This window comes from Ornithinibacillus jepli (genome assembly GCF_047228935.1).
In the GTDB taxonomy this organism is placed as follows: domain Bacteria; phylum Bacillota; class Bacilli; order Bacillales; family Amphibacillaceae; genus Ornithinibacillus.
Genome location: NZ_JBFEGG010000001.1, coordinates 346,700 through 370,301, shown reverse-complemented (window position 1 = coordinate 370,301; position 23,602 = coordinate 346,700). Strand labels below are relative to the sequence as shown.

Below are 23,602 nucleotides of genomic sequence, written 5' to 3'. Positions count from 1 at the left end.
CGAACTAGACATTTTCAAAAAGTGAAAGACTGTTGTAACCTAAAGATAGGTAATTTTAGGAGGTTTGCATGTTGGATAACAGCAACGAAAAGGTTAAAAATGGGATTCTACTCGAATTCGCTAAAACAATTGAATTATTTGGGTTGTCACCTTTAGAGGCTAGAGTTTTTACTATCCTTTATATAGAAGAAAAACCTTTAACTTTAGATGATTTAAGTGAGGCACTAGGCAAAAGTAAAACATCCATGAGTACTAGTGTTAGGAGTTTAGTAGAATTAAATCTTGTGAAACGAGTATGGAAAAAAGGTGTTCGAAAAGATCTGTATCAAGCAAACACACATCTATTTAAGCAATTTATGAGTTTCTATTTAAAGAAATGGCAAGACGCAACTGAAGATCGCAAAGATGCATTACTGGAAATTAAGAAACAAATTGACCAACTAAAAGAAAGCGAGAAAGATGAAGACGTCGAGAACAAACTCCATGATTTACTACTATTTCATAAACATTTAGAGGAATTTTTTAAGGAAGCTTCAGATATAAAAAAGTGATGGCTTATAGAGGGAAACCTCTTATAAGCCATCTTTTTTTATTATGCTAATAAATTCATCTAACAGCTCAATAAAACAACCTTCCTTTCTCAATGCATAAATTGTTTTAGTTGGTTCTAGCTTTTCCGTTAACAGACTTCTGAATTTCGCTAAAAGGGAAGAAAAATCGAGTAACCCCTCTTGTTTTTGCTCTATATATTCAAAATCAATTTTCTCCAAAAGCATAAAAATTTGATTATACTCTTCTTCTGTCACATTATTTTCAATGACAATCTTGGTGAAAGGGAATTTATTCACATCTATAATCTTCGTTAACAATTGTAATTGGAATGTTGCCAAATTGTCACGCTGAATCATACTTTCCCCCCTCTTATTGCCCACTCTTTTTATAGTTATCAGAATATAATCTCTATTGCCAGTATTTATATATATTTTTTTTTCGAAAATCCTATTGCATTTTCTCCTATAAGATAATATCATCAATAAGGCTTTCGAAATAATAGTCATTCATAAAGAATGATTGTCATAACTTAACATAACGAAGTAAAGGAGAAGGCTGAATATGAATTGCTGGAAATCTGTTAATCTCAATAAGCAGTATGGTATGAAATGGATTAATTTAATATCTTGTTTTACTAGTCTTCTAACCTTTATCTTACTATATGTTCCGTTTTCGATGTTACATTTAGGTAACCCAATAAATGACTCTGGTATGATACTATTTGTTATTGCTTTAATCCTGTTACCTACACTTCATTCTTTATTGCATATTTTACCATTAATTATGATAAATAGAAGAATTAAATTAGTAATCAATAGAAAAAAAGGATTACCGATATTCACATTTTATGCGGATGCACGTTTAAATAAGTATGCTTATATTGTTTCAGCACTAACACCAACTATTGTTATTACAATTCCTGGTATCATTATGTCATTACTTTTCCCAAGCATATATGTATATTTTCTCTTAATCACATCGATTAATATTGGGTTATCCTTCATTGACTTCTTAACCATTAAACATATTTTAAAGGCACCGAGACACGCTATCGTTGAGAAGGATGATCAAGGTTTCGATATTTTATTAAAAGCAAACTAGAAGAGGCAAATATTGCCTCTTCTTTTTTTCACTATCCAACAATTGAAATTTTTGTTACAGTATTTTATAGGTAACCTCATATTATTTAGTTATAATCATTGAATTATACAAGTAAATAATTGGTTAAGAAGTGAACAGGAGGAGGTCGTAAGGTATGTTCCTTGTTTTCCTTGTTTATGGTTTCATCATTCTCATTATATTCAATTCATTAACCGATAAATTTTGTAAAAAATTAGAGATGAATGCTGCTAAACAAGCTAGTGTATTTCGTATTACCAATATAATGATACTTATCTTACTGGTATCCTCTTATATAAAAGTATTAAATGCTGTAGTTTAAATCTAAATATGAATTGTGTAAAAAATGAGTAATTCTACATTTAACTATTACTTTATAGACAAACTATGGTATATTAATCAATATTAAGTGAAGTAACAAGAGATTAGGAGTGTAATGTAATGAAAAAACTAACAATCGCAGCAACCATTACTGCAGGTGTTTTATTATTATCTGCTTGTAGTGCTGATGATGAAGCAAACTCAGAAGTAATTGTAGAATCAAAAGTAGGAGACATAACAAAAGATGACTTCTATAATGAAATGAAAAGCTATATTGGAGAAAGTGCGCTTTACAATATGGTGGTTATTAAAGTATTAGAAGATAAATATGAGGTAACGGATGAAGAAGTAGATCAAGCAGTTCAAGAAACAAAGGACGAACAAGGTGAAATGTTCTCTGCATGGTTAATGCAACAAGGTTATCCAGACGAGGATGCATTCCGTGACCAAACTTATCAACGCCTACTTCAAGAAAAGTTAATGTTTGAAGATGTTGATATCTCAGATGAAGAAATAGAAAATAAATATAATGAAATGAAAGAAAATCGTGAACTAGAAATTCGTGCAAGCCATATTTTAATTCAGAAAAATGAAGAAACAACACAAGAAGAAGCAGCAGAACTTGTTACGGAAGTTCAGAAAAAATTAGATGAAGGCGAAGATTTTGCGGAATTAGCTAAAGAATACTCTACTGATGGTAGTGCAGCTAATGGTGGAGATTTAGGATATTTTGCTACTGGAAAAATGGTAAAAGAATTTGAAGATGCAGCATACGCTCTAAAAGAGAATGAAGTTAGTGGACCTGTTAAGTCTGAATTCGGTACCCATTTCATTAAAGTAACCGATATCCCTACACTTGAGGAGAAAAAAGAAGACATTCGTCGTCAACTAGCTTCAGAGAAGATTGACTATGCTGCAGTTCAAGAAAAAATGAACAAGCTTATTGAAGATGCTGGCGTAGATGTTAAGATTGATGAATTTAAAGATTTATTTAAAGCACCAGAAGCACAAGGATAAATCAATTAATAAAAAGACAGCTTTCCAAAAGATATGGAAAGCTGTCTTTTTTAATTGTTCTAATTCGTTACTTCCTTTTGTTTTTTGCCACGTTGTTCACGTTCTTCTTCCATTCTTCTGATATAGACCTGTCCTTCTCGCTCAATATATTGCCTCTCTAGTTCCTTTTCTGCACGCATTGCACGAAAAGACATATAACCACTAAAGAATATAAATAAAATAACCATGAAAACCCACCAAGGCATTCCTAATATCATGTTCTTACCCCCTTGTCCAAAACTACTTATTAAATTTATATGTACAAGTGGGTAAAATGATTACTTAAAAAATCACTTCTCTTCAAATGTTGGTTTATAGAATGAACGATTATCCATCGCATATAAACGCTCTGTGAATTCTCCTGGTTTTATTTTATCTAATGCACGATTTAACATATTCAGTTTTGCATCTATTAAATCAATGAAATGTAAAATCTCAGCTTCTCTTATTAATGGTGGTGTTGGACTACCCCATTCGGCTTTTCCGTGATGGGAGAGCACTAAATGTTGAAGAATAAGAACTTCCTCACCCTCAACTTCTAATTCTCTAGCAATATGACCGATTTCCTCCACCATAAGTGGAATATGCCCTAGCAGTTTTCCCTGTAGCGTATAAGATGTAGAGACTACTCCAGACAATTCTTTTAACTTCCCAATATCATGTAAAATAATGCCTGCGTACAGAAGATCTTTATTTAACTGTGGGTACAATTCACATAATTCTCTTGCGATCTTCAACATGCTAACGATATGGTGGGCAAGTCCCGACACATACTCATGATGATTTCTCGTAGCAGCAGGGAAAAGTAATAAAGGATCCTGATACTTTTTAATGATGGCTCTGACAATTCGTTGAATGGTTGGATTTTGCATTTCAAAAATAATCTCTGTGAGTTTTGTCATCAATTCCTCACGTTCAACTGGTGCCTTTTCTAGAAAATCTGAAATTTGTACCCCATCCGTTGCTTGTGCTAACCGGATAGAATTAATTCGCATTTGGGCTTTTCCACGAAATTGATTCATTTCACCGGTAATACGAATAATTTGTTCTTGAACAAATAGTGATTCATCTTCTCCTGTAATATCCCATAGCTTTGCCTCAATTTCCCCAGTTGCATCTCTTAGCTTGAGCGTAAGAAAAGGTTTACCATTACTCGCTGTTCCCTTTATTGCTTCTCTTATCAAAACAAATCCTTCAAATGAATCCCCGATATTGTGATGTCCAATTCCTAATGCCATATGAATTCCTCCCCCATAACAGAAATGAGATTGACTCCTCGCATTTAAAAGCAATCGTCAATCTCAGCTGTTATAACTTTATTTATTCTTCGGTATATATTCGAATATCTCTCCTGACTCAACAACATGGATAAATTTCATTAACCATTTATAATAATTCTTCGCATATTCTAATCGCTCCAAATCACGATTAATTCTTTGTCTTAAATCTTCATCTTCTGTTGAATCATATATCATTCTTAGTTCCTCTAATGTTTCTTCAGCCTCTTCAATATTCGATTCTGTGTTCTTTCTCCAACGATTTCCAAACAAAGATGTGAAGGATTTGTACCAATCTTCTTCCGATTGATATAAGTCTTTGCGAATACCCTTTTTATAAGTTGATTCGACCATTTTCATATCAGAGAGTGCTCTAACCCCAGTTGACATGCTTGTCTTACTCATTTCAAGAGCTTCCCTCATATCATCTAATGTCATTGGTTCATCGGAAAAATATAGAACACCGTATAATCTACCTATGGAAGAAGTTAAGCCATATAAATTCATATTCTTCGCAATCGTTTGGATGAATTTTTCAATTGTTTCTTCGTGTTTTTCCCATTCTTTACTTCTTTTGTCCTCTGTCACAGGAAGTACCCTCCAATTGTGCATGATATACGAAGTTCTAACATGTATAGATAAGGATATTTCATCTAGTATCATCAATGGATTAGCTATAGTTTATCACTCGTATACTTTATTTTATTACTAATTTTCTACTATGGGTACTGCATTTGTCAACCGCAGTAAGTTTTTGTCATTAATTCTTGATGTCAAGTCCTGTTTACAAGTAAATAAAAGGATTTGATGTTGGTCTGAAACATTTTCTAAAATTTGAATCATCCGATCATAACGTATCATGTCAAAGTGAACAAAGGCATCATCCATAATAAAAGGCATTTGTAGACTTTCACTCATTACCATGCTAATCGCTAATCGCAAGGATACATATAATTGATTAATTGTCCCCTGAGATAATTCCTGAACATGGAACCGTATATGATCTTGGCGCTCTACTATAAATGGTTTCTCTTCTATAGGTGGAAACACATTGATATAGACGTTATCTGTAATTAACTGGAAAAAGTATGTAGTTTTTTCCATTACTTTTGTTAAGTATTTATCCCGGAAGTTTCCTTTTGTTTCGGTCAACAATTCTTTTGCTACCTTATGAACAGCCCATTTTCGAGCAAGGTTTGCTAACTTTTCCTTTTCTGACTCGAACATATGCATAATTTGTGAATACACTTCCGATGATTCTAGTTTTTGAAATTCAAGAGTAATTCTAGCTAATTGTTGTCTTTTTTCTTCTTTTTCCTCCTCTAACTTGTGTATTTCTTCATTTGTAGTAGCTATATCTAATTCAATGATATTTTGTTGCGGAGGCTTATTAACTAATTCTTCCCACTTATCTTCTGTGAAATAGTTAGAGAATTGAGTTTTTATGTTTTTGCAACTATTTGCAAGTTCCCTTTGTTCCATTAGCTCTCTTGATTTTTGATAATAAGCTTCTTCATCTTTAACTTTTGCAATTTCAAATAGGGAATGAATTTCCTGCTTTAACGTATTACATTGAATTACTAACTCATTCAAATCCTCATTTACTTCGATAAGCTTTTTATCGATTTGTTGAAGTTGTTTTTCACGATCCCGATATTTTTCTAACTCTGCTTCTAAATATTCTAGTCTAGCTTCTATAGTCCTCGGAGTACTGTCAAATTCGAGGGTATCAAAAAATAAATCCACAGCTTCATGATATTTTTCTATTTCCTTAAGAAGATCCCGTTCTCGTAATTTTAAATGGTTAATATGACTAACAACTTTGCAAATTCCTTTTAAAGCATGATATAGCTCCTGCCAGTATATCACCTCTATATTGGCTAGAAAAGGATAAGTAGCCCTCTGGGTATCAATATCACGTTGTAAGTTGGCTTTTCTATTTTCTAATAAGACTTTCTGTTCTTGCAATTGATTCAACATAATGTCTGAATCTCTTAGTTTATCCTCTAGTAATTCCATTTCACGTAAGTTAATTTGATGCATTTCAAGAAGCTCTGCTGCCTTTTGTCTTTCAACTTCAGTAATAACTACCTTAGAATTATGAGATATAGTTATTGGGTTTAGCATAGCTTCCATATTTTGAATCGATTTTTTTCCAAATCCCCACTGAACTAATCCTAATAGAATGCTGATAAATGTAATAGTTACATACAGATAGTCTTTAGTAAAAAATGCTAATACCGCGAAGAAAATTCCGACAAAAATACTTATACCAAGAAATTGTCCTATTCGCTTATTAGTCTGTTGTTTCGTTTTCACCCAATTAGTTTGTTGTTCATTTTTTTCCTTTTGCAAAGCATCTAGTAGTTTATTTTCCTTATAAGTCTCGACGATTTCCTCTAGTTCTTTTCTTTTATCTGGTGTAAGCAAAGATAAACTAATATCCTGTAATTCCTGTTCGATTCTTTTTTGATTTGCTTGTTGTAAATGTATATTTTCCTTGATCGTTTCAAACTCGTTGTTTAAATTCTCAAATGTTCTCTTCAATTCAGACCATTTATGTTCCAATTGAAAAGGAAGTGATATATTTTCCAGTTCGTCTTTGCCTATGCCTAAATTTAATTCCAATATTTTGTTATTAATTTCTTCTTCTAGTCTTTTTATTTGTTCTTGAGTAGATAATAGATTTTCCTGATGCTTTTGGTAATCTGCATGCTTGGAATAGACGTTTACAGCTTCTTCAAATGGAAACTTGTAGTTTATGGACTGTAATTCATTTTTTTCTAATACAAGACTTTCCTTATTTTTTTCTAATACCTTTATTTCACTCTGTATAGGATACTGTTTATCTTTTAATGATTCTAATCGTTCTATACCTTCTTCGGGGAAAGGTAACTCATCGGGTAACTCTTTCAGTTTATTTTGATACTGTTTGTAAGCTTTTATTTGAGGTAGAGCCTGGACAATTTTTTCTAACTCGTATTGTTTTTGTTTTAATTTATTTGTTTGCTGTGTAATCGAAGTGATTGTTTTTTCCATTTCTACCATTGCATTTTTCTTTTCCTGATATGTTGCTTCTTCATTTTTTAACTCTATTAACTGCTTTTGAAGCTGTTCTAGCTTCACTAATTGTTGGTTGACAGCTGGATTTTTTCCATATGGCTTAAAATAATCACTTATTCTTTGATCAAGTCTTTTCTCTATAGCATGAATCTGAGCTGAACCAGTTAGGCCGATTCCTAGTAATACTTCACTTATATTTTCTTCTTTTATTTCTTGTAAGTGACTTAAATCAGTCGCTGAAAAAGAATATATCGCTTTATATGTTTTTTCATTTATCCCTTGTAATCTTTCCTGAAGCCATGTTTCATCATACTCTTTTCCATCTTTTGTAAGACAAATCGCAGCACCGTTTCTCGTATCTGCTAGGCGTTCAATTGTATACTGACCGACTTCATGATCATATACCGTTAAACTTCCTCCCATTCTACTACTAGTCTTCGGTTGATATAACTTACGCTGCTTTGGTGGGAGCCCAAAGAGCATAAACAAAATAAAACGCTGCATAGTTGTTTTACCAGACTCATTTTCCCCATATATAGTTAGAAATGATTGGCTCTTGAAATCGATATGATAATCAACACATTTACCAAATCCATAAATGGTTGCTTGGAGTAGTTTCATTTTTTTCACTCCTTCATCAGCTCATGTAAAACAAGCTCATAAGCTTCTTTCTTTATTCGTTCTTCATCTTCCAGTGACAAACCATCTAAAAATTTTCTTACTACCTTATGATGATATAATTCTGTTAAATGATCTGCAGGTGAGAAATCATCTAAATTCAAGGTCATTTCTCCAAGAAAATGCTCACCCTTATAACTATCAGTATGACTACCTGTAAATTCAATCGTATGACGGAAAATATAGATCCAATTTTTTTGTTGGCTTAAACTCTCATTAATAATCTCTAGTAAATCTTCTATTAGATTATCGTTTTTCCACTCAAATATATTATTCTTGTTACTATAGATTTTCATATCAAGTAGTTGAGGTGAACCTGCGTCTATGTCTTTCAGTTGTTCTATAATGACCTGTTCCACTTGGTGAATCGCTTCACAATTCGTTATATCAACCGTAACTTGACTATAGAGAATAGCGTGAAGTGGAATAAATTCTAGAGTTTCGTTACCTTCCATTAGCTCCACATAATAACAACCTTTTGCACCGATTTCCTTTCTATTTCTCCCTTGGGTATTCCCGGGATAAACAATATAAGGATTCTCCTTTAAGATTTCTCGTTTATGGATGTGACCTAGCGCCCAGTAGTCCATATCTTTTTCTATTAAATCTCCAAGTCGAAACGGAGCATATGTATCATGTTCTGTATTACTTTCAATACTACCGTGAAGCATTGCAATATGATACGGAATATGCGGATTAACGTTTTTAAACTCCTTAACCTTGTTGTCGGTTAAAGACCGTCGTTCATAACTAAATCCATAAATCTGAGCTAGTGGGTTATTATCTTTTTCATAAATAAATGTGTGTACTTGTTCATCTGGGAAAACATGAACATTTTCTGGATATGTAATTGGATAAATATTTCCTTCTATAAAATCATGATTACCATAGGATAAATACACTTCTATATGATGGCGTTGTAATTCTTCAAAGGCATTTCGTAAACTAATTTGTGCTTTTAGACTTTGTTTTTCATTATCGAATAAATCGCCTACTAAGAGTACAAAGTCAACTTTCTTCTTAATGGCTGTATCTACTAGATTCTGAAGCGCTGTAAACGTACTTTTCCGTATTTCTTGAAATAACTCCTGATTAATATCTGATAATCCATTAAATGGGCTATCTAAATGTAGGTCCGCTGCATGAATAAAGGAAATTTTCTTTTCCAATATCATCCCTCCTCTTTCATCTTATTCTATCAAATTCCAATAGCGAATGCACGTTCGTAGGATATATTCTAAAGTTTCTGTAACCACACAAAAAAAACCGCATTAGCGGTTTTATAACTACATGCGTTTAGATAATATAAGCCACGTCGTCCAAAAGGTTACAATTACTAGAGAAATAAGGATTCGAACAACTTCTAATACACTAAATTCTAAGATATCGAACTGAATTAGTAGATTTAGTGCTATTAAAGTAAGCAAAATGATAAAAATGGTATAGTACATTCCCTTTTGTTTGATTTGTTTACTACGTTCATCATTTTCCTTAAATTGTGGGTAAAGATAACTAATTATAAATGCCATGTACACGAGAGATCCCCAATTGATTATTTCTACTATTATAACATCCCCGTTGAATATAGAGAGAAAGACTCTCATCATAAAAAAGATTAGTAATAGTATTCCTACAAAGAAAAATCTCCTTTGCATTGTCGTTTTTTCACTCCTTATATAGTTTCTTTATTTTAAGTACAACACCTTGAATCACTTAATCTTTCGCATTGTAATATGCAGTAGAAATCCCCATGATTAAGCAATGTAACATATAAAGTACAGTTAACAAGAAAAAGGCGAATGAAATACCATCAAATATAATAACAATTGGCCATGCTATTAGCATAATTACTAGCATAATATCCCAAGTGCGACCTTTTGCCCGATTATTAACCTGATAATATCGCTCATCATATCGATTCTGCTTTTTACCAATTCTTCTCTGCATAACGAAGATAGCTAACATGAATAAGTAGTTACCTATTAAGATAATAACAACCCAAGGTGCTTCTAAAAACTCCTGACTAAACATTTTCATCCCCCTCAAAAATAAATAAGTCTTCAATTGAGCATTCAAAAATCTGTGCTAGTTTATGAGCTAAGACTAGTGACGGCTTATACTTTCCTTTTTCTAAAGAAATAATCGTTTGCCGTGATACTTTTAATAGCTGTGATAATTCTTCTTGTGTCATGTTTTTCTCTGTTCGTTTTTCACGAATTAACGTTTTCATCATAACCCCTACTTCTTTTGTAAAGTTAACTTTACGTAAAGTGTACTATACATCCCAAATCAAGTCAAGCGAACTTTACATTGCTATTTGTTGATTTTTAGCAGGATATTTTTGAAATAAGTCGAATATTAACTATAAGAAAAACTTCAGGAGGTAACCATGAGAACATATGTATTAACCGTTTTTGATAAAAGTGGAGAGAAGTTATTAGATGAATCATTCGAAGCTGTGAATGATCAAGAAGCTAAAAGATTAGGGGAAGAGCGTCTTGCAAAAGAGGGATATTTAGAACATACCCATCGATGTGTGTCACCCGATGCTAAACTAATCTTATTTCATCGTTAATAATAGGCTGTCATAATTTCAAAAATTATGACAGCCTCTCATTATTTTGAAAGATTATTTACCACTAAAACTCGGCTTTCTTTTCTCTAGAAATGCTAAAACACCCTCTTTATGATCTTCGGTATTTCTAAGTTCCCACTGGTTTTGCTTTTCATTTTCTAAATAGCGATCCAATGTCGAAACATGCTGCTTATGAAATGTCATCTTAGTTTTTACCATCGCTTCGAGTGGAGATTGAAGTAATCTTTGTCCAAGTTTTCCCGATTCTTCAAAAACATCATTTTCCGTTAAAATATCTACTAGCCCCATGTTTATAGCTTCCTCGCCAGTAACTTGTTTTGGATTTCCCCAAATAAATTGCTTAGCTTGTTGGGTACCAAGACGCTGCTCCGCCCAGAAATGTCCACCGCCATCAGGTGCTAGACCAACCCCAATGAATAACATTCCTAATTTAGCGTTTTGATGCGCAACTACATAATCAGCAGTTAATGCCAAGCTTAATCCTAAACCAGCAGCAGAACCTTGAACACTCGAAACTACTATTTTAGGCATTAAGTATAGCTTACGAACTATTTGTGCAATTGTATCCATTACGCTATCAAAGAATTCTTTATTTGAAAAATCCTTCATCATCGCAATATCCCCACCGGCACAGAAAGCATGCCCTTCTCCAGTAAGGATTACGACTCTGTCTTCATTTTGTTCAACTTGTTCTACTACATCTAATAGCTCCTTTAACATTTCTTTATGTAACGCATTATATCGGTCTGGTCGATTTAATGTAATGTACGAGATTTGCTGTTTACTTTCTAATGATATAAAATCCATTTCCATTCCCCCTCTATTTATATCTATTTATTCGCCAATAACTTCACTAATTCCTGCTATGTTAATCTTGAAACAATTATTTGGCTACTTCCGTCTTAATAATACTTAGTAAAAAGTGGGAGGTGATTAAAATGCAAAATCGAAACAATATTTTCGTAATTTGTAGCATTATATCACTAACATTGTTAACCGCTTGCGGGTTTTCAGTAGAGCACAAAGAAGACAGTGGTGTAGAATCAACCGATGATAATTTATCAGGAACTATGTTAGCAGGAGAGGACCTACCTGAACAGATAGGATTACTGAAGAGTATTAATGACAATGATGAAGTAATCATTACGATAGATAATAAAGATATAACGTATCGATTATCAGAAGATGCGAAAGAACAGCTTGACACTAACCAAGTTGAATTAGGAGCAGAGGTAACATTTACTACCTACACGATTGGGGACGAAATAGAAACAATTGATCGGTTTCATATGGAATAGCTGCTCGAATTCCAAAAAAGAGCAAGGAATAATTATCCTCGCTCTTTTCTGGAATTATCCTTGTTGAGAACCGTAAAGTTCTTCTAAAGGCTTCGTTATAATTTGACTTAATTCATTTATTACCATATTTAAACGTTGCTCTTGTTCCATTAATTGTGAAATTGCTTCATGTTGTTGAACTAATTCAACAACCTGACGAGCCTTTTCCACTTCTTCTTCTGTAATTTCTAGACCTTGCATTTGTTTTTGTTGAAGCTCCATCTGTGTATCACGGAAATCTTCAAATGTTTTTTTCGCTACTGGATCTCCCATAACCGCTTCAAACGCAACTTTTAAACCTTTAAATTCTTCGCTATCACGAATCGCCTTTTCTAAATCATAGGCGCTATCATACATATTAGACAAAACAAATTCCTCCTTGATTAGGTTACCCCCACTATAACAAACGAATAGAACGATGTATACTAATACAATTATGTTCCCGCTTTTTTAAATAGCAATTCAATTGGTATAATTAAATCAAATTTAATTATAAATGAGGTTTTTCGATTGATTGATAAATTAAAAAAAATATTTCCTTCACTAGAACATTATGAAACAATTCCAGCTCAATTAAACAATCAACTAAAATGGTTTGTAACACCTGACTCCCAATTAATCGGTATCCATCCCGAGGAATTGCAAGAGAAAGACTTATTACTATTAAGCACATTATTAAATCCATATGAAAATCTCTTCCCTCCAATGACCGAAGAAGAAGAAAAATGGCAGAATTGGATTCAAGAAGAAGGGGCAGCATATGAAAATAGAGATACCATTCGATTTGTCTTTTTCCAATTCCCTAAAAATCAAATCGAACCGCAAGCATTTAAAGATGCGATAAATCAACTGTTTGAAAAAGAAACTACCATTTTATGGGAAAATGAACACGAAGGGGTGATCATTGACACCTATAATGATAATCTAGAAGAAGGCATCTCATATAAGGAAATTATTGATATATTAATCAGTGACTTGTATATTAATATTCGTTTTTTTGTAGGGCCATATTTTCATACTTTGGACGGAGTAAAGGATTATTATGAGCAAATAAAATTGGGAGCCAAGTTATCCTTTAAAAGCTCTCAGCAACATGTTATAACCTACATCGAGGCAATTCCTTATATATTTGTCGCTCAAGTGGACTCTTCTTTTATAAAGAACTTACCTAATTTAATATTACAGGAGTTCCAAGAAGACAAGGATTTCCTTAAGATGATGGAGCTTTTCTTTGAGAGTAATTTAAATGTTACCGTTGCTGCCAAGAAGCTATATATGCACCGTAACAGTCTACAATACCGTATTGAAAGGTTTTACGAGAAAACCGGAATAGATGTCCGCATCTTTCAACAAGCACTCACAGTGTATTTAGCCGTTTTAGCTCTTGATAAATAAGTATATGTAAACATGCACAAAGACTATATACATCTTTGTGCATGTTTACTATTTAGCCTTTTCATTATCTTTACTATAATAATTACATAGCATTAAAACGCTTTCAAAATTAAAGGGGGACTACTACATGGCTGAATTACGATTAGAACATATTCAAAAGAAATACGATAAAGAAGTACTAGCTGTTGATGATTTTAACTTGCATATACAGGATAAGGAATTTATTGTTTTCGTTGGACCATCTGGATGCGGTAAATCTACCACACTTCGTATGATTGCTGGTCTTGAAGAAATTACGGATGGGGAACTATACATCGACGATAAAAAAATGAACGATGTTGCACCAAAAGACCGTGACATTGCAATGGTATTCCAAAACTATGCCCTATATCCTCATATGAATGTATATGATAATATGGCATTTGGCTTGAAATTACGTAAATTTAAAAAAGACGAAATCGATAAGCGTGTACAAAGTGCTGCCAAAATCCTTGGATTAGAAGCATACTTAGACCGTAAACCAAAAGCACTATCTGGTGGTCAACGTCAGCGTGTTGCTTTAGGACGTGCTATCGTTCGTGATGCAAAAGTTTTCTTAATGGATGAGCCACTTTCAAACCTTGATGCTAAATTGCGTGTACAAATGCGTGCTGAAATTCAAAAACTACACAAACGTTTGCAAACAACTACTATTTATGTAACGCATGACCAAACTGAGGCAATGACAATGGCAACTCGCTTAGTTGTTATGAAAGACGGGGTAATCCAACAAGTTGGTGCTCCAAAGGAAGTGTACGATAATCCAAACAACGTATTTGTTGGTGGATTCATTGGCTCTCCTTCTATGAACTTCTTTACTGGTATAATCAAAGATTCTTATTTTGTAATGGATGACGTTAAAATTAAAATACCAGAAGGAAAATTAAAAGTTTTAAATGAACAAGGCTATAAAGATAAAGAAGTAATACTAGGTGTTCGACCTGAAGATATTCATGATGAATTAATTTTTATTGAAGCAAGTCCTGAGACAAAAGTTTCTGCTTATATAGATGTTGCAGAACTAATGGGAGCAGAAACATACCTTTATTCTAAAGTTAATGAACAAGATTTCATAGCTCGCGTTGATTCTAGAACAGACATCAAAGGTGGAGAAACAATTGAGTTAGCATTAGATATGAACAAAGCTCACTTCTTCAATGCAGAAACAGAAGAAAGAATTAAATAAGATATAATAAGTTAGCGGCACTAATTTTGCAGCTAACTTATTTTTTATAGAATCATATTTTGTGTTCAGAATTTTATACGCTCATAACGAAATAAGTTTGAGTTAATTTTTGTTAACAATAGGGAATTATTTCTATAAATTAGTAAATAATACAGGTATCAAATTATAAAAAAGGAAAAGCCCAATTGGACCTTTCCTTATATTTTAAGGAGTTTCGTGTACTCCATGCCATTATTATTGAGTTTTACCAGACATTTGTTGTTGTGCGGTTTGTACTAAACGCTTAGTAATTTCTCCGCCAACAGATCCGTTAGAACGTGAAGTATTATCAGCACTTAAGTTTACTCCGAACTCAGAAGCAATCTCATACTTCATTTGCTCTAATGCCTGTTCAACACCAGGTACTAGTAATTGATTTGAGTTGTTGCTAGCCATTAATATCACCTCCTGTAATAGTTAGTTTGAACATAAGTTGATATCTTATCACAAGAAATCGATGGCAAATAATAGGTTTATAACCAATAGACTAGATAATTAAAGGGAAAGCCTAAGACTTTCCCTGTTAGAAAGGTTTCAAAAAGGGGGTATCCCCCCCCCTCATTCCATCATTATTGAATTTTACCAGATAATTGTTGTTGAGCAGTTTGTACTAAACGCTTAGTGATTTCTCCACCAACAGAACCGTTAGCACGAGAAGTAGTGTCAGCACCAAGGTTTACACCAAACTCAGAAGCGATTTCAAATTTCATTTGTTCTAGAGCTTGTTCAGCCCCAGGTACTAGTAGTTGGTTACTGTTTGAGCTGTTGTTGTTAGCCATATTATCACCTCCTGTAACTATATTGTGAGCAGAACTGAAAATCTTATCACAAAAATCCATTGGTAAATTGTGGTTACGTTATCATAATAAAAAACTATTTAGTACAAAAAAAAACCCGCCATAAGGCAGGGTTCTTTTTTCGTATTATTTAGGATGTGTCATTTCTCTAGGATTTACATATTGATCAAATTCCTCAGCAGTTAATAAACCTAATTCAACAGCTGTTTCTTTTAAAGTAGCATTATCTGCAAATGCTTTTTTGGCGATTTTAGCTGCATTTTCATATCCGATATGCGGGTTTAATGCTGTTACAAGCATTAAAGAATCGTTTAAATATTTATCAATTTGATCAAGGTTTGGCTCAATACCTTGTGCACAACGCTCATCGAATGAAAGCATGCTATCCGCTAGTAACTCACATGATTGCAAGAAATTATAGGCGATAACTGGTTTAAATACATTAAGCTCAAAGTTTCCTTGGCTTGCTGCAAATCCGATTGCTGCATCATTACCCATTACTTGAGCAGCAACCATTGTAACAGCTTCACTTTGAGTAGGGTTTACTTTACCAGGCATGATAGAGCTTCCTGGTTCATTAGCTGGAATTGTAATTTCACCGATTCCACAACGCGGACCACTTGCTAACCAACGAACATCATTCGCAATCTTCATTAAATCAGCTGCAAGGCCTTTTAATGCGCCATGAGCAAAAACCGTCTCATCGTGACTTGTTAAAGCATGGAATTTATTTTTAGCTGAAACGAAATCTTTGCCAGTAAATTTACTTACTTCTTGGCAAACACGATCAGAAAATTCTGGGTGAGCATTTAGCCCTGTTCCTACAGCTGTTCCACCAATAGCTAATTCTTTTAAATAAGGTAGACTAGATTCTATCATACTTTCTGATTTCTCTAACATGCGATGCCAACCACTAATTTCTTGTCCAAGTGTAAGTGGTGTTGCATCCTGTAAATGTGTACGTCCGATTTTAACTATATCTTGGAATGCTTCCATTTTTGTTTTTAACGTTTGTTTTAATTGACGTAAAGCTGGGAGTACAACATCTTCTAGTTTAAGTACTTCTGCGATGTGCATTGCAGTTGGATATGTGTCATTAGAGCTTTGCGATTTATTAACATCATCATTTGGATGTAATGATAAATCACTACCCTTCTCTTTTAACCAACCGTTTCCAACATAAGCGATAACTTCATTCATGTTCATATTAGACTGAGTACCAGAACCAGTTTGCCAAACAACTAATGGGAAATGGTCATCTAATTTACCCTCAATTATTTGTTTAGCAGCAAATTCTATTGCTTCTGCTTTTTCAGCTTCCATTAAGCCTAAATCACTATTAGCCTTTGCTGCACTTTTCTTTAAGATTGCAAACGCTTTTATTATTTCAGATGGCATTGTTTCTTTACCAATTGGAAAGTTCTCTTTACTACGCTGAGTTTGTGCTCCCCAGTACTTATCTGCAGGAACTTTTACTTCCCCTAACGTATCATGTTCTGTACGATATTCCATATGTATTTCCTCCCCCAATGTTGATGGTTAATATTCCTATTCTATTGTACCAAATTTTTTTAAAATGAGAATCAAATTCGTCTATCGATTATTAAAAAATAGTATTATTATTAATTCACAATATTGTAATGCTAAAGTAAATAGTTTACCCTTATAATATATTTATATGAATTTATTAGGAGGCCTTTACATGCCTAACATTTGGACACATATGCTTTTTTGTGAAGAAGTAATTGACTCAATAGGTATATCAAAGTCAATTCCTAAGAATAGCTATATATTAAATATAGGTGCTCAAGGCCCTGATCCATTCTTCTATTATAACTTCTGGCCATGGAAAAGAGATGATTCCGCTGTTGAAATTGGAAACCTTTTACATACCGAAAAATGTGGAGAATTTTTATTGGACTTAATCCAATCAGTTAAAGAGCAATCTGATGAAATTAAATATTATGTGTTTGGATTCGTAACCCACCATATTTTAGATCGTAATGCACATCCATATATTAATTACCGAGCTGGATATGAAGGCAATAATCATTCTAAATTCGAAGTCATTATTGACACGCTGATGATGGAAAGATATAAGAACCTTAAAACATGGAAAACACCAGTATATAAAGAGATTCACTTAAATAAGAATGTAAAGCTTGATATTGCAAATTTACTTCATCAAACAATACAAAACCATTTTCCGAAATTAGAAGTCAATACAATGAAAAATATTATAAAATCCTTTCATGATATGAAATTAGCATTAAAAGTATTAGCAGACCCACATGGCTGGAAAAATAAATTGCTTCATTCTTATGTTTCGTCTTTTTCTCATCAACCAATTGTTGATCATAAAGATTATTTAAATATCGAACATAGAACTTGGTATCATCCTGCAACGAAGGAGCCAAGTAAGAAAAGTTTTATTGATTTATATGAGCAGGCTAGAATTGAAGGCGTAGAAATAATGAAAAAAGTAATTGGATATTGGCAAAATGATGGGTCGACTATGGATGAATTAACGGAATTAATTGGAGATATTTCCTATGATACAGGATTACCGTTAGAAGCAAATATACGCAATCAATATTGTGACCCGATTATATAGCAAAGAGCTTAGAATTAACTCTAAGCTTTTTGCTATTTAATGTATATCTCTATCTCATCTTTATATTTTTCCATTAAATCATCTATTAATTGGTTGGCACGTTCATCGAATTGCTCTAAATCTTCCATATCTGTTTCACCAAGCATTTCCATGACATAGGCATTCACATATGCCCCCATCTCAGCTGTAACCTCTTGATATTTCATATAGTATTCTTCCGGTCCCATCCCTAGTTTTTTACCTTGAGATTTGGCAAATTCCTGAATGGAATTTGCTAATTTATCCCCTGTATCTTTAGGTGGATAGGGCCTAATTGTTTGTTCTATTTCTTCTGTAACATCCATGTTCATATCTTTTGCTTCTTGCATTATTAACATTGCTTTTTCGGTGCCTTCTAGATTAGACATTACTTTATCATCCGTATAAAGAAGCCTAAGATCACCAACAGTAATCTCTTCTCCTCTTACCATGGCTGCAACATCCTCATCTTTATAATTTAATGAATTAGAACAACCAACTATAAATATTGAAAAAAATATTAGTACTGTTATTATGAAACTTAACTTATTTAGCAATATATTCCCCCACTTCATCGCTCAACCTATGTTGGATAATACGTTTTTATTAAATAGGGATTCGTTATCTTACTACAATCCAATTAACTATCATTGGCAATTCTAACGATTTTTCCAATTACCGCCTCTACCTCCATACCATCCTTTACTACAAATAAATAATCCGCTTCCATTTCAGTAGGATCTATAATATCATCTCTATTTGACTCTTCCTGTTGCCTAGTTAATACTTGCTTGAAACTTGTTGCCCCTCTGAAAATATTTGTATTCCTGTTACTGTTTTCAACTCTAGCTAGGAGGATGTGATCTGGAATATTAAAATGTACTATTATCCGTATAAAGTTATCTTTTGGAAAAAGCTCTTTTAGTAAATACTCCCGATCATGTATGCTTCGATTAGAATTACTTATTATAAGATGGTAATTAGTATTTACTACTGTATAATCAACAATTAACTTGGATATCGCATGTTTTAATGTATTTGGGCCAGTTTTAGGCTGTAATTTTTTATAGTACTTATTAATAAGCTCTGCATGGATATCCTGATCCATGACGATAGTATCCTCCAGTTTATTTTCTAAAAGCCTGGCAAATGTGGTTTTACCACTATGAGTCTTTCCAACTGTAATAATTACAAATCTTCTCATTCGCTTAACCTCTCTAACAAAAAACCGCACAGGAAAGAACTGTACGGTACAAAACTTTTTAAGTCACCCACAAAAATCTCTAAGCAGCAGTGTAATTCTTTGCATCTTCTTTCCCTTTCTCTACATTAACACGACTTAGGAGGATAATACCTAAAATGAAAAAGACCATTAATGAAAGAATTCCAAATCGACTATTGCCTGTAATTTGACCGACAAAACCAAATACGAAAGGCCCAAAAACAGCAGAGAACTTCGATGAGATTCCATAAAATCCAAAGAATTCACCTTGTTTACTAGCTGGAACCATACGACCATAAATCGATCTACTTAGTGCCTGTGCTCCACCTTGAACAAAGCCTACAGCAGTTGCTAATAGATAAAAATGAAGTGCAGAATTCATGAAATAACCTAATATAACAATACCTAAATAAATAAAGAGTGTAATCATCAATGCTTTTTTCGCAGAAATTTTCCCTGCTAACCAACCAAAAAAGAACGTACAAGGTATCCCAACAAATTGTGTAATTAAGAGAGCTATAATTAAATCATTTTGTCCAATCCCTATTTCGGTTCCATATATCGTTGCCATACGGATAATAGTAGATATCCCATCATTAAATAACCAAAAGGCAAATAAGAAAAGTAATAATTGTTTAAAGTGTTTAATTTCTCTAAACGTATTTCCTATTCTCGAAAACCCGATTCTTATGTATGATTTATCTCGCTTTACAGGGTTCTTTTTCTCATCATGTATATTTCTAAGGAGTGGTATTGAAAAGATAAACCACCAAATTCCTACAGTAGCAAAAGAAACTTGCATCGCACTGATTTGATTTAAACCAAACATTTCCGGTTTAAGTATCATAATTACATTGATAAGTAATAGAATGCCACCACCTACATAACCAAGCGCAAAACCTTTAGAAGATAGCTTATCAATCTCATCTTCATCAGCAACTTCAGGTAAAAATGCATCATAGAAAACATTTGCTCCCGAAAAACCAATTGAACCTATGATAAATAATATTGCTACAAAAATATAATCCCCTTCACCAGTGAAGGCTAAAAGTATGCTAGCAATCATTCCCATAAAAGCAAAAAAACGTAGAAACTTTTTCTTCGCAGCGGAGAAATCAGCTATTGAACCTAAAATAGGTGCTAATATTGCTACTACTAAAACCGCAAAAGAGTTAGCGTAGCCCCAGTAACTTGTTGCTAACGTACTATCGATATTATTTGCTGCCACACTCGAATAAAAAATAGGTAGAATTGCTGCTAACATGGTTGTAGCAAAGGCTGAATTTCCAAAATCATATAATGCCCAGCTTAATTGTTTTTTCGTATCTTTTTTCAACTTATAAACACTCCTCTCATTTTATAGCATAGCAAAATAATAAGGACTACCACAGTAAAGAATTTGTAAATTCCTTCCTTACGCATTTTCTAACGATGCGGCTGCTTCATTCGTAACTTCAATGGCATGCACCAAATTCGTCATTCGGTTAACTTGTTCATCTACCATCGCCTCTAATTCTTCTATCGTAGCTGTTGTTTCCTCAATGATAGAAGCAAGATGATCAACTGATTGCTCAATATTTTCTGAAGAACTTCTAATTTCATTTGCTCTTTCATTTAAAAAATGTAAATACTTGATAAAATTTTTCAATTGATCAGTAATTTTTTCAAAGTTCTCTTTCGCTACCAATGTATGCTCCGTACTTACCATTAACTTATCCTTATTATTGCTTACTTCCACCTGAGTATTTTTAGCATCGTTTTCAATCATTAACATATTATCGCTTATTTGCTTAGCTGTATGCTGTGAAACTTCAGCAAGTTTACGAATTTCGGACGCCACGACAGAGAATCCTTTACCGAATTCTCCAGCTCTGGCTGCCTCAATACTCGCATTTAACGCTAATAGATTAGTTTGTTCTGCTATTTCTTGTATTTTTTCTGCATTTGAATTATTTTCATCTATTCTATTTACTAAGCTTTCCATATTCTCTGTCAGTTTTTCAAAGGATTGTTTAAAGTCCTCAATCGTATCCTTCAATGTCTGCATGGACTCTTGTCCAACATTTGAAATTTGAATAAGGGTTTCTCCATCTTCAACACTCTTACCAAAAGATTCAATCATTTTTTCGAGTAATTTGTGATTATGATTTGTTGACTCTGATATTCCCGTAGCTGACTCTGCTTGTGCTTGACTAGCTTCCGCAATTTCATGAAAAGCCTCGAGCATCTCTTGCATTTGTTTTTGATTCAAACTACTATCTTCTTCAATAATCCCCATCTGCTTTCTAACGTTTAGTGTTCCAGCACGTATAATTTCGGCTCGTTTTTCTTCTTCATTCGATTTCGCCTCTATTTCTAGCATTGTTTCGTGCATTGAAGATATAAATCCCCTTGATACTCTAATTTGTATGAACAATACAAGAAATACTAAACTAAAAAATACAATCGTAATAGCAGCTGATCTTGTATCAAATCCTACTGTTTCTCCTTTGACTGCTATAAAAAATCCTAATAACGCAAGACCTAATACACCACCAGTTGTAAGGACTGCTTTAGACAAAGACACTGCAGCAACTGCTAATAAAAAGAAAGTAAATAACATATTCGTCACATAATTGGAACTGAGCATAATTACTAAGGATACCCCAGTTAAACACACAACCGCGATATATGGTACTACTTTACTAAATATTCCCTTAAAATTAAAAATCGCAATTAATCCTACTCCAATAATTCCACCTGCAGTAAGCGCTATCATATTTTCAAGCGGTGCACCAACTACTATCTCTGCCCCGAGTCCTAGTAACATTGCAAAAATTAAAATATAAAATAGTAATTGATTTTGACGTTTTAAGATGGTTTCATCTAATTTCATAGTATCCCCCCATAATTTATCTTTCCTTACATGAAAACAGCCTCACCAAACGTAGGCAAGGCTGATGAAGGATGTGTAAGCTTTACTCCCAAATATATTGTAAATACAATTCGCGAACGCTTTTAAATTCATCTTTATTTCCATTTTGGATAGATTGATTTATTTTCTCTTCTAACATCTTTTTATTCCAATTAAAGCATAATTCATCCAAAATAAGCCGCGATGTTAACTTAATTTCAAAGGATATTTCTCTTTTTGCGCTTAGGACCTTTCCTTCATACGGATAAAAGCGGTAACTTACCTTTTCCTTTTTCATTGGATACGCCCCTTTGCTCCTTTCTTAATATTATCCTAAATTTTTAGAATAATTGCAATGAAAATTTATCCTTCGTACAACTTAAAACGAGTCTATATTATTTGGAGTAAGGAAACATACTTATAATATGTCAATTCATATTCCTTGGTGCTTATCTTTTTCTCTAGACTCACCTAGGATTACTTTGTTATAGTGATGAAGTTATTTGAATTCTTGGAGGTAATTTAATGAACCAACCAAATATACAAAATGGAGAAAAAGGTGCTTGGATTAGTATCTTTGCTTATTTATTTCTCTCCGCAACAAAGCTTCTAGTCGCATACATAGGAGATTCAGACGCTTTATGGGCAGATGGTTTAAATAATTCAACAGATGTTGTTGCCTCCATCGCCATCTTAATTGGCATGAGGATTTCACAAAAGCCACCTGATCAAAATCATCGCTATGGTCATTACAGAGCAGAAACAATAGCTTCGTTGCTGGCAGCATTTATAATGGTGGCGGTAGGTTTACAAGTAATTTTTTCTACTGTAGGGAAAATGTTCGGTGAGCATGTTACTAAGCCTGATATGTTAACAGCTTGGACTGCTTTATGTGCTGCAATTATTATGTACATTGTTTACCGGTACAATCTTGCCTTATCTAGAAAAGTAAATAGTAGTGCCTTATATGCAGCCTCACAGGATAATCGCTCAGATGCACTAGTAAGTATAGGAGCGTTCATTGGTATACTTGGTACACAATTTGGAATTTTTTGGTTAGACCCACTTGCTGGATTACTTGTTGGAATCATAATCTGTAGGACTGCTTGGGAGATTTTTAAAGATGCAACACTAGTATTAACGGATGCATTTGATGAGGAGCTCTTAAAAGAAATTAAAATTGAAATTAAAAAGTTTCCAGAGGTTAAAATTGTACCTGATATTAAAGGAAGAGCACTTGGTAATCAATCCGTACTGGATGTTACGATAAAAGTAGACCCCAATCTTACTGTAAGTCAAAGCCATGATATTACTGTTCGTATTGAAAAAAAGCTAGCTAATGAATATGGAATACTGCATACGCATATTCATATTGAGCCTTATATTGAATGAGTGAATTT

29 protein-coding genes are annotated in these 23,602 nt (G+C 33.4%); 10 read left to right on the top strand and 19 right to left on the bottom strand.

Annotated features, from left to right (window positions below; all coding sequences use genetic code 11):
• Nucleotides 1-68 precede the first annotated feature (68 nt).
• Entirely contained in the window at nt 69-551 is a 483-nt protein-coding gene (locus tag AB1K81_RS01865) for a GbsR/MarR family transcriptional regulator (RefSeq protein ID WP_412974950.1), read from the top strand.
• Between the two features lie 21 nt (nt 552-572).
• Here AB1K81_RS01865 and AB1K81_RS01860 read toward each other — a convergent pair whose 3' ends face one another.
• Entirely contained in the window at nt 573-908 is a 336-nt protein-coding gene (locus AB1K81_RS01860; RefSeq protein ID WP_412974949.1) for a DUF1878 family protein, read from the bottom strand.
• A gap of 205 nt (nt 909-1,113) precedes the next feature.
• On the opposite strand from AB1K81_RS01860, the gene AB1K81_RS01855 reads away from it, so the two are divergent.
• From AB1K81_RS01855 to AB1K81_RS01845, 3 genes are all read left to right on the top strand, one after another.
• Nucleotides 1,114-1,653 (top strand): DUF3267 domain-containing protein, encoded by a 540-nt coding sequence (locus AB1K81_RS01855; RefSeq protein WP_412974948.1) that lies wholly within the window; start codon nt 1,114-1,116, stop codon nt 1,651-1,653.
• Nucleotides 1,654-1,807: 154 nt separating this feature from the next.
• Nucleotides 1,808-1,993 carry a hypothetical protein gene (locus AB1K81_RS01850; RefSeq protein ID WP_412974947.1) on the top strand — a complete coding sequence of 62 codons (186 nt, stop codon included), beginning with the start codon at nt 1,808-1,810 and terminating at the stop codon, nt 1,991-1,993.
• Nucleotides 1,994-2,112: 119 nt separating this feature from the next.
• A complete protein-coding gene (locus tag AB1K81_RS01845; RefSeq protein ID WP_412974946.1) occupies nt 2,113-3,009 on the top strand; it encodes a peptidylprolyl isomerase in 897 nt (298 codons plus the stop codon).
• 59 nt (nt 3,010-3,068) lie between these two features.
• Here AB1K81_RS01845 and AB1K81_RS01840 read toward each other — a convergent pair whose 3' ends face one another.
• The 8 genes from AB1K81_RS01840 to AB1K81_RS01805 form a co-directional block, all read right to left on the bottom strand.
• Nucleotides 3,069-3,266: a sporulation YhaL family protein gene (locus AB1K81_RS01840; protein WP_412974945.1), complete on the bottom strand. Its 198-nt coding sequence runs from the start codon at nt 3,264-3,266 to the stop codon at nt 3,069-3,071.
• Between the two features lie 72 nt (nt 3,267-3,338).
• Nucleotides 3,339-4,286, bottom strand: coding sequence for a 3'-5' exoribonuclease YhaM (yhaM, locus tag AB1K81_RS01835; protein ID WP_412974944.1), 948 nt, complete (start codon nt 4,284-4,286; stop codon nt 3,339-3,341).
• 78 nt (nt 4,287-4,364) lie between these two features.
• Complete coding sequence (locus AB1K81_RS01830) at nt 4,365-4,913, bottom strand: GbsR/MarR family transcriptional regulator (RefSeq protein WP_412974943.1); 549 nt, start codon at nt 4,911-4,913, stop codon at nt 4,365-4,367.
• Between the two features lie 120 nt (nt 4,914-5,033).
• Nucleotides 5,034-8,009, bottom strand: a complete 2,976-nt coding sequence (locus AB1K81_RS01825) for an ATP-binding protein (RefSeq protein WP_412974942.1) — start codon at nt 8,007-8,009, stop codon at nt 5,034-5,036.
• A 5-nt stretch (nt 8,010-8,014) separates the two neighbouring features.
• The gene (locus AB1K81_RS01820) at nt 8,015-9,241 is read right to left on the bottom strand and encodes a metallophosphoesterase family protein (RefSeq protein ID WP_412974941.1); all 1,227 of its coding nucleotides are present in this window, start codon (nt 9,239-9,241) and stop codon (nt 8,015-8,017) included.
• Between the two features lie 111 nt (nt 9,242-9,352).
• Nucleotides 9,353-9,595, bottom strand: coding sequence for a permease (locus AB1K81_RS01815; RefSeq protein WP_412974940.1), 243 nt, complete (start codon nt 9,593-9,595; stop codon nt 9,353-9,355).
• A 184-nt stretch (nt 9,596-9,779) separates the two neighbouring features.
• On the bottom strand, nt 9,780-10,097 hold the full coding sequence (locus AB1K81_RS01810) for a DUF2178 domain-containing protein (RefSeq protein ID WP_412974939.1): 318 nt from the start codon (nt 10,095-10,097) through the stop codon (nt 9,780-9,782).
• The gene (locus AB1K81_RS01805) at nt 10,090-10,296 is read right to left on the bottom strand and encodes a helix-turn-helix transcriptional regulator (protein ID WP_412976100.1); all 207 of its coding nucleotides are present in this window, start codon (nt 10,294-10,296) and stop codon (nt 10,090-10,092) included. The genes AB1K81_RS01810 and AB1K81_RS01805 overlap by 8 nt, the downstream gene beginning before the upstream one ends.
• 159 nt (nt 10,297-10,455) lie before the next feature.
• Between AB1K81_RS01805 and AB1K81_RS01800 the strand changes: the two genes are divergently transcribed.
• Nucleotides 10,456-10,641 carry a YhzD family protein gene (locus AB1K81_RS01800; RefSeq protein WP_412974938.1) on the top strand — a complete coding sequence of 62 codons (186 nt, stop codon included), beginning with the start codon at nt 10,456-10,458 and terminating at the stop codon, nt 10,639-10,641.
• A 54-nt stretch (nt 10,642-10,695) separates the two neighbouring features.
• Here AB1K81_RS01800 and AB1K81_RS01795 read toward each other — a convergent pair whose 3' ends face one another.
• On the bottom strand, nt 10,696-11,469 hold the full coding sequence (locus tag AB1K81_RS01795) for an enoyl-CoA hydratase (RefSeq protein WP_412974937.1): 774 nt from the start codon (nt 11,467-11,469) through the stop codon (nt 10,696-10,698).
• A gap of 131 nt (nt 11,470-11,600) precedes the next feature.
• Between AB1K81_RS01795 and AB1K81_RS01790 the strand changes: the two genes are divergently transcribed.
• Complete coding sequence (locus AB1K81_RS01790; protein WP_412974936.1) at nt 11,601-11,960, top strand: hypothetical protein; 360 nt, start codon at nt 11,601-11,603, stop codon at nt 11,958-11,960.
• A gap of 54 nt (nt 11,961-12,014) precedes the next feature.
• On the opposite strand, the gene AB1K81_RS01785 is transcribed toward AB1K81_RS01790, so the two are convergent.
• Nucleotides 12,015-12,365 (bottom strand): YlbF/YmcA family competence regulator, encoded by a 351-nt coding sequence (locus AB1K81_RS01785; protein WP_412974935.1) that lies wholly within the window; start codon nt 12,363-12,365, stop codon nt 12,015-12,017.
• Nucleotides 12,366-12,509: 144 nt separating this feature from the next.
• Between AB1K81_RS01785 and AB1K81_RS01780 the strand changes: the two genes are divergently transcribed.
• Both AB1K81_RS01780 and AB1K81_RS01775 read left to right on the top strand, forming a co-directional pair.
• On the top strand, nt 12,510-13,394 hold the full coding sequence (locus AB1K81_RS01780; RefSeq protein ID WP_412974934.1) for a PucR family transcriptional regulator: 885 nt from the start codon (nt 12,510-12,512) through the stop codon (nt 13,392-13,394).
• A 127-nt stretch (nt 13,395-13,521) separates the two neighbouring features.
• Nucleotides 13,522-14,619, top strand: coding sequence for an ABC transporter ATP-binding protein (locus tag AB1K81_RS01775; RefSeq protein WP_412974933.1), 1,098 nt, complete (start codon nt 13,522-13,524; stop codon nt 14,617-14,619).
• A gap of 234 nt (nt 14,620-14,853) precedes the next feature.
• Here the strand turns inward: AB1K81_RS01775 and AB1K81_RS01770 are convergent, their stop codons facing one another.
• The 3 genes from AB1K81_RS01770 to fumC form a co-directional block, all read right to left on the bottom strand.
• Entirely contained in the window at nt 14,854-15,054 is a 201-nt protein-coding gene (locus AB1K81_RS01770) for an alpha/beta-type small acid-soluble spore protein (protein ID WP_412974932.1), read from the bottom strand.
• 173 nt (nt 15,055-15,227) lie between these two features.
• Nucleotides 15,228-15,437, bottom strand: a complete 210-nt coding sequence (locus AB1K81_RS01765; protein ID WP_412974931.1) for an alpha/beta-type small acid-soluble spore protein — start codon at nt 15,435-15,437, stop codon at nt 15,228-15,230.
• A gap of 144 nt (nt 15,438-15,581) precedes the next feature.
• Nucleotides 15,582-16,967: a class II fumarate hydratase gene (fumC, locus tag AB1K81_RS01760; RefSeq protein WP_412974930.1), complete on the bottom strand. Its 1,386-nt coding sequence runs from the start codon at nt 16,965-16,967 to the stop codon at nt 15,582-15,584.
• Between the two features lie 190 nt (nt 16,968-17,157).
• Between fumC and AB1K81_RS01755 the strand changes: the two genes are divergently transcribed.
• The gene (locus tag AB1K81_RS01755; protein WP_412974929.1) at nt 17,158-18,069 is read left to right on the top strand and encodes a zinc dependent phospholipase C family protein; all 912 of its coding nucleotides are present in this window, start codon (nt 17,158-17,160) and stop codon (nt 18,067-18,069) included.
• 32 nt (nt 18,070-18,101) lie between these two features.
• Here the strand turns inward: AB1K81_RS01755 and AB1K81_RS01750 are convergent, their stop codons facing one another.
• The 5 genes from AB1K81_RS01750 to AB1K81_RS01730 form a co-directional block, all read right to left on the bottom strand.
• Entirely contained in the window at nt 18,102-18,644 is a 543-nt protein-coding gene (locus AB1K81_RS01750) for a SurA N-terminal domain-containing protein (protein ID WP_412974928.1), read from the bottom strand.
• A gap of 83 nt (nt 18,645-18,727) precedes the next feature.
• Complete coding sequence (locus AB1K81_RS01745; RefSeq protein WP_412974927.1) at nt 18,728-19,291, bottom strand: AAA family ATPase; 564 nt, start codon at nt 19,289-19,291, stop codon at nt 18,728-18,730.
• 79 nt (nt 19,292-19,370) lie between these two features.
• Nucleotides 19,371-20,645, bottom strand: a complete 1,275-nt coding sequence (locus AB1K81_RS01740; RefSeq protein WP_412974926.1) for an MFS transporter — start codon at nt 20,643-20,645, stop codon at nt 19,371-19,373.
• 78 nt (nt 20,646-20,723) lie between these two features.
• Nucleotides 20,724-22,184: a methyl-accepting chemotaxis protein gene (locus AB1K81_RS01735; RefSeq protein ID WP_412974925.1), complete on the bottom strand. Its 1,461-nt coding sequence runs from the start codon at nt 22,182-22,184 to the stop codon at nt 20,724-20,726.
• A gap of 82 nt (nt 22,185-22,266) precedes the next feature.
• Nucleotides 22,267-22,500: an IDEAL domain-containing protein gene (locus AB1K81_RS01730; RefSeq protein WP_412974924.1), complete on the bottom strand. Its 234-nt coding sequence runs from the start codon at nt 22,498-22,500 to the stop codon at nt 22,267-22,269.
• A 227-nt stretch (nt 22,501-22,727) separates the two neighbouring features.
• Here AB1K81_RS01730 and AB1K81_RS01725 point away from each other — a divergent pair, with 227 nt between their 5' ends.
• Nucleotides 22,728-23,594, top strand: coding sequence for a cation diffusion facilitator family transporter (locus AB1K81_RS01725; RefSeq protein WP_412974923.1), 867 nt, complete (start codon nt 22,728-22,730; stop codon nt 23,592-23,594).
• Nucleotides 23,595-23,602: the final 8 nt, after the last annotated feature.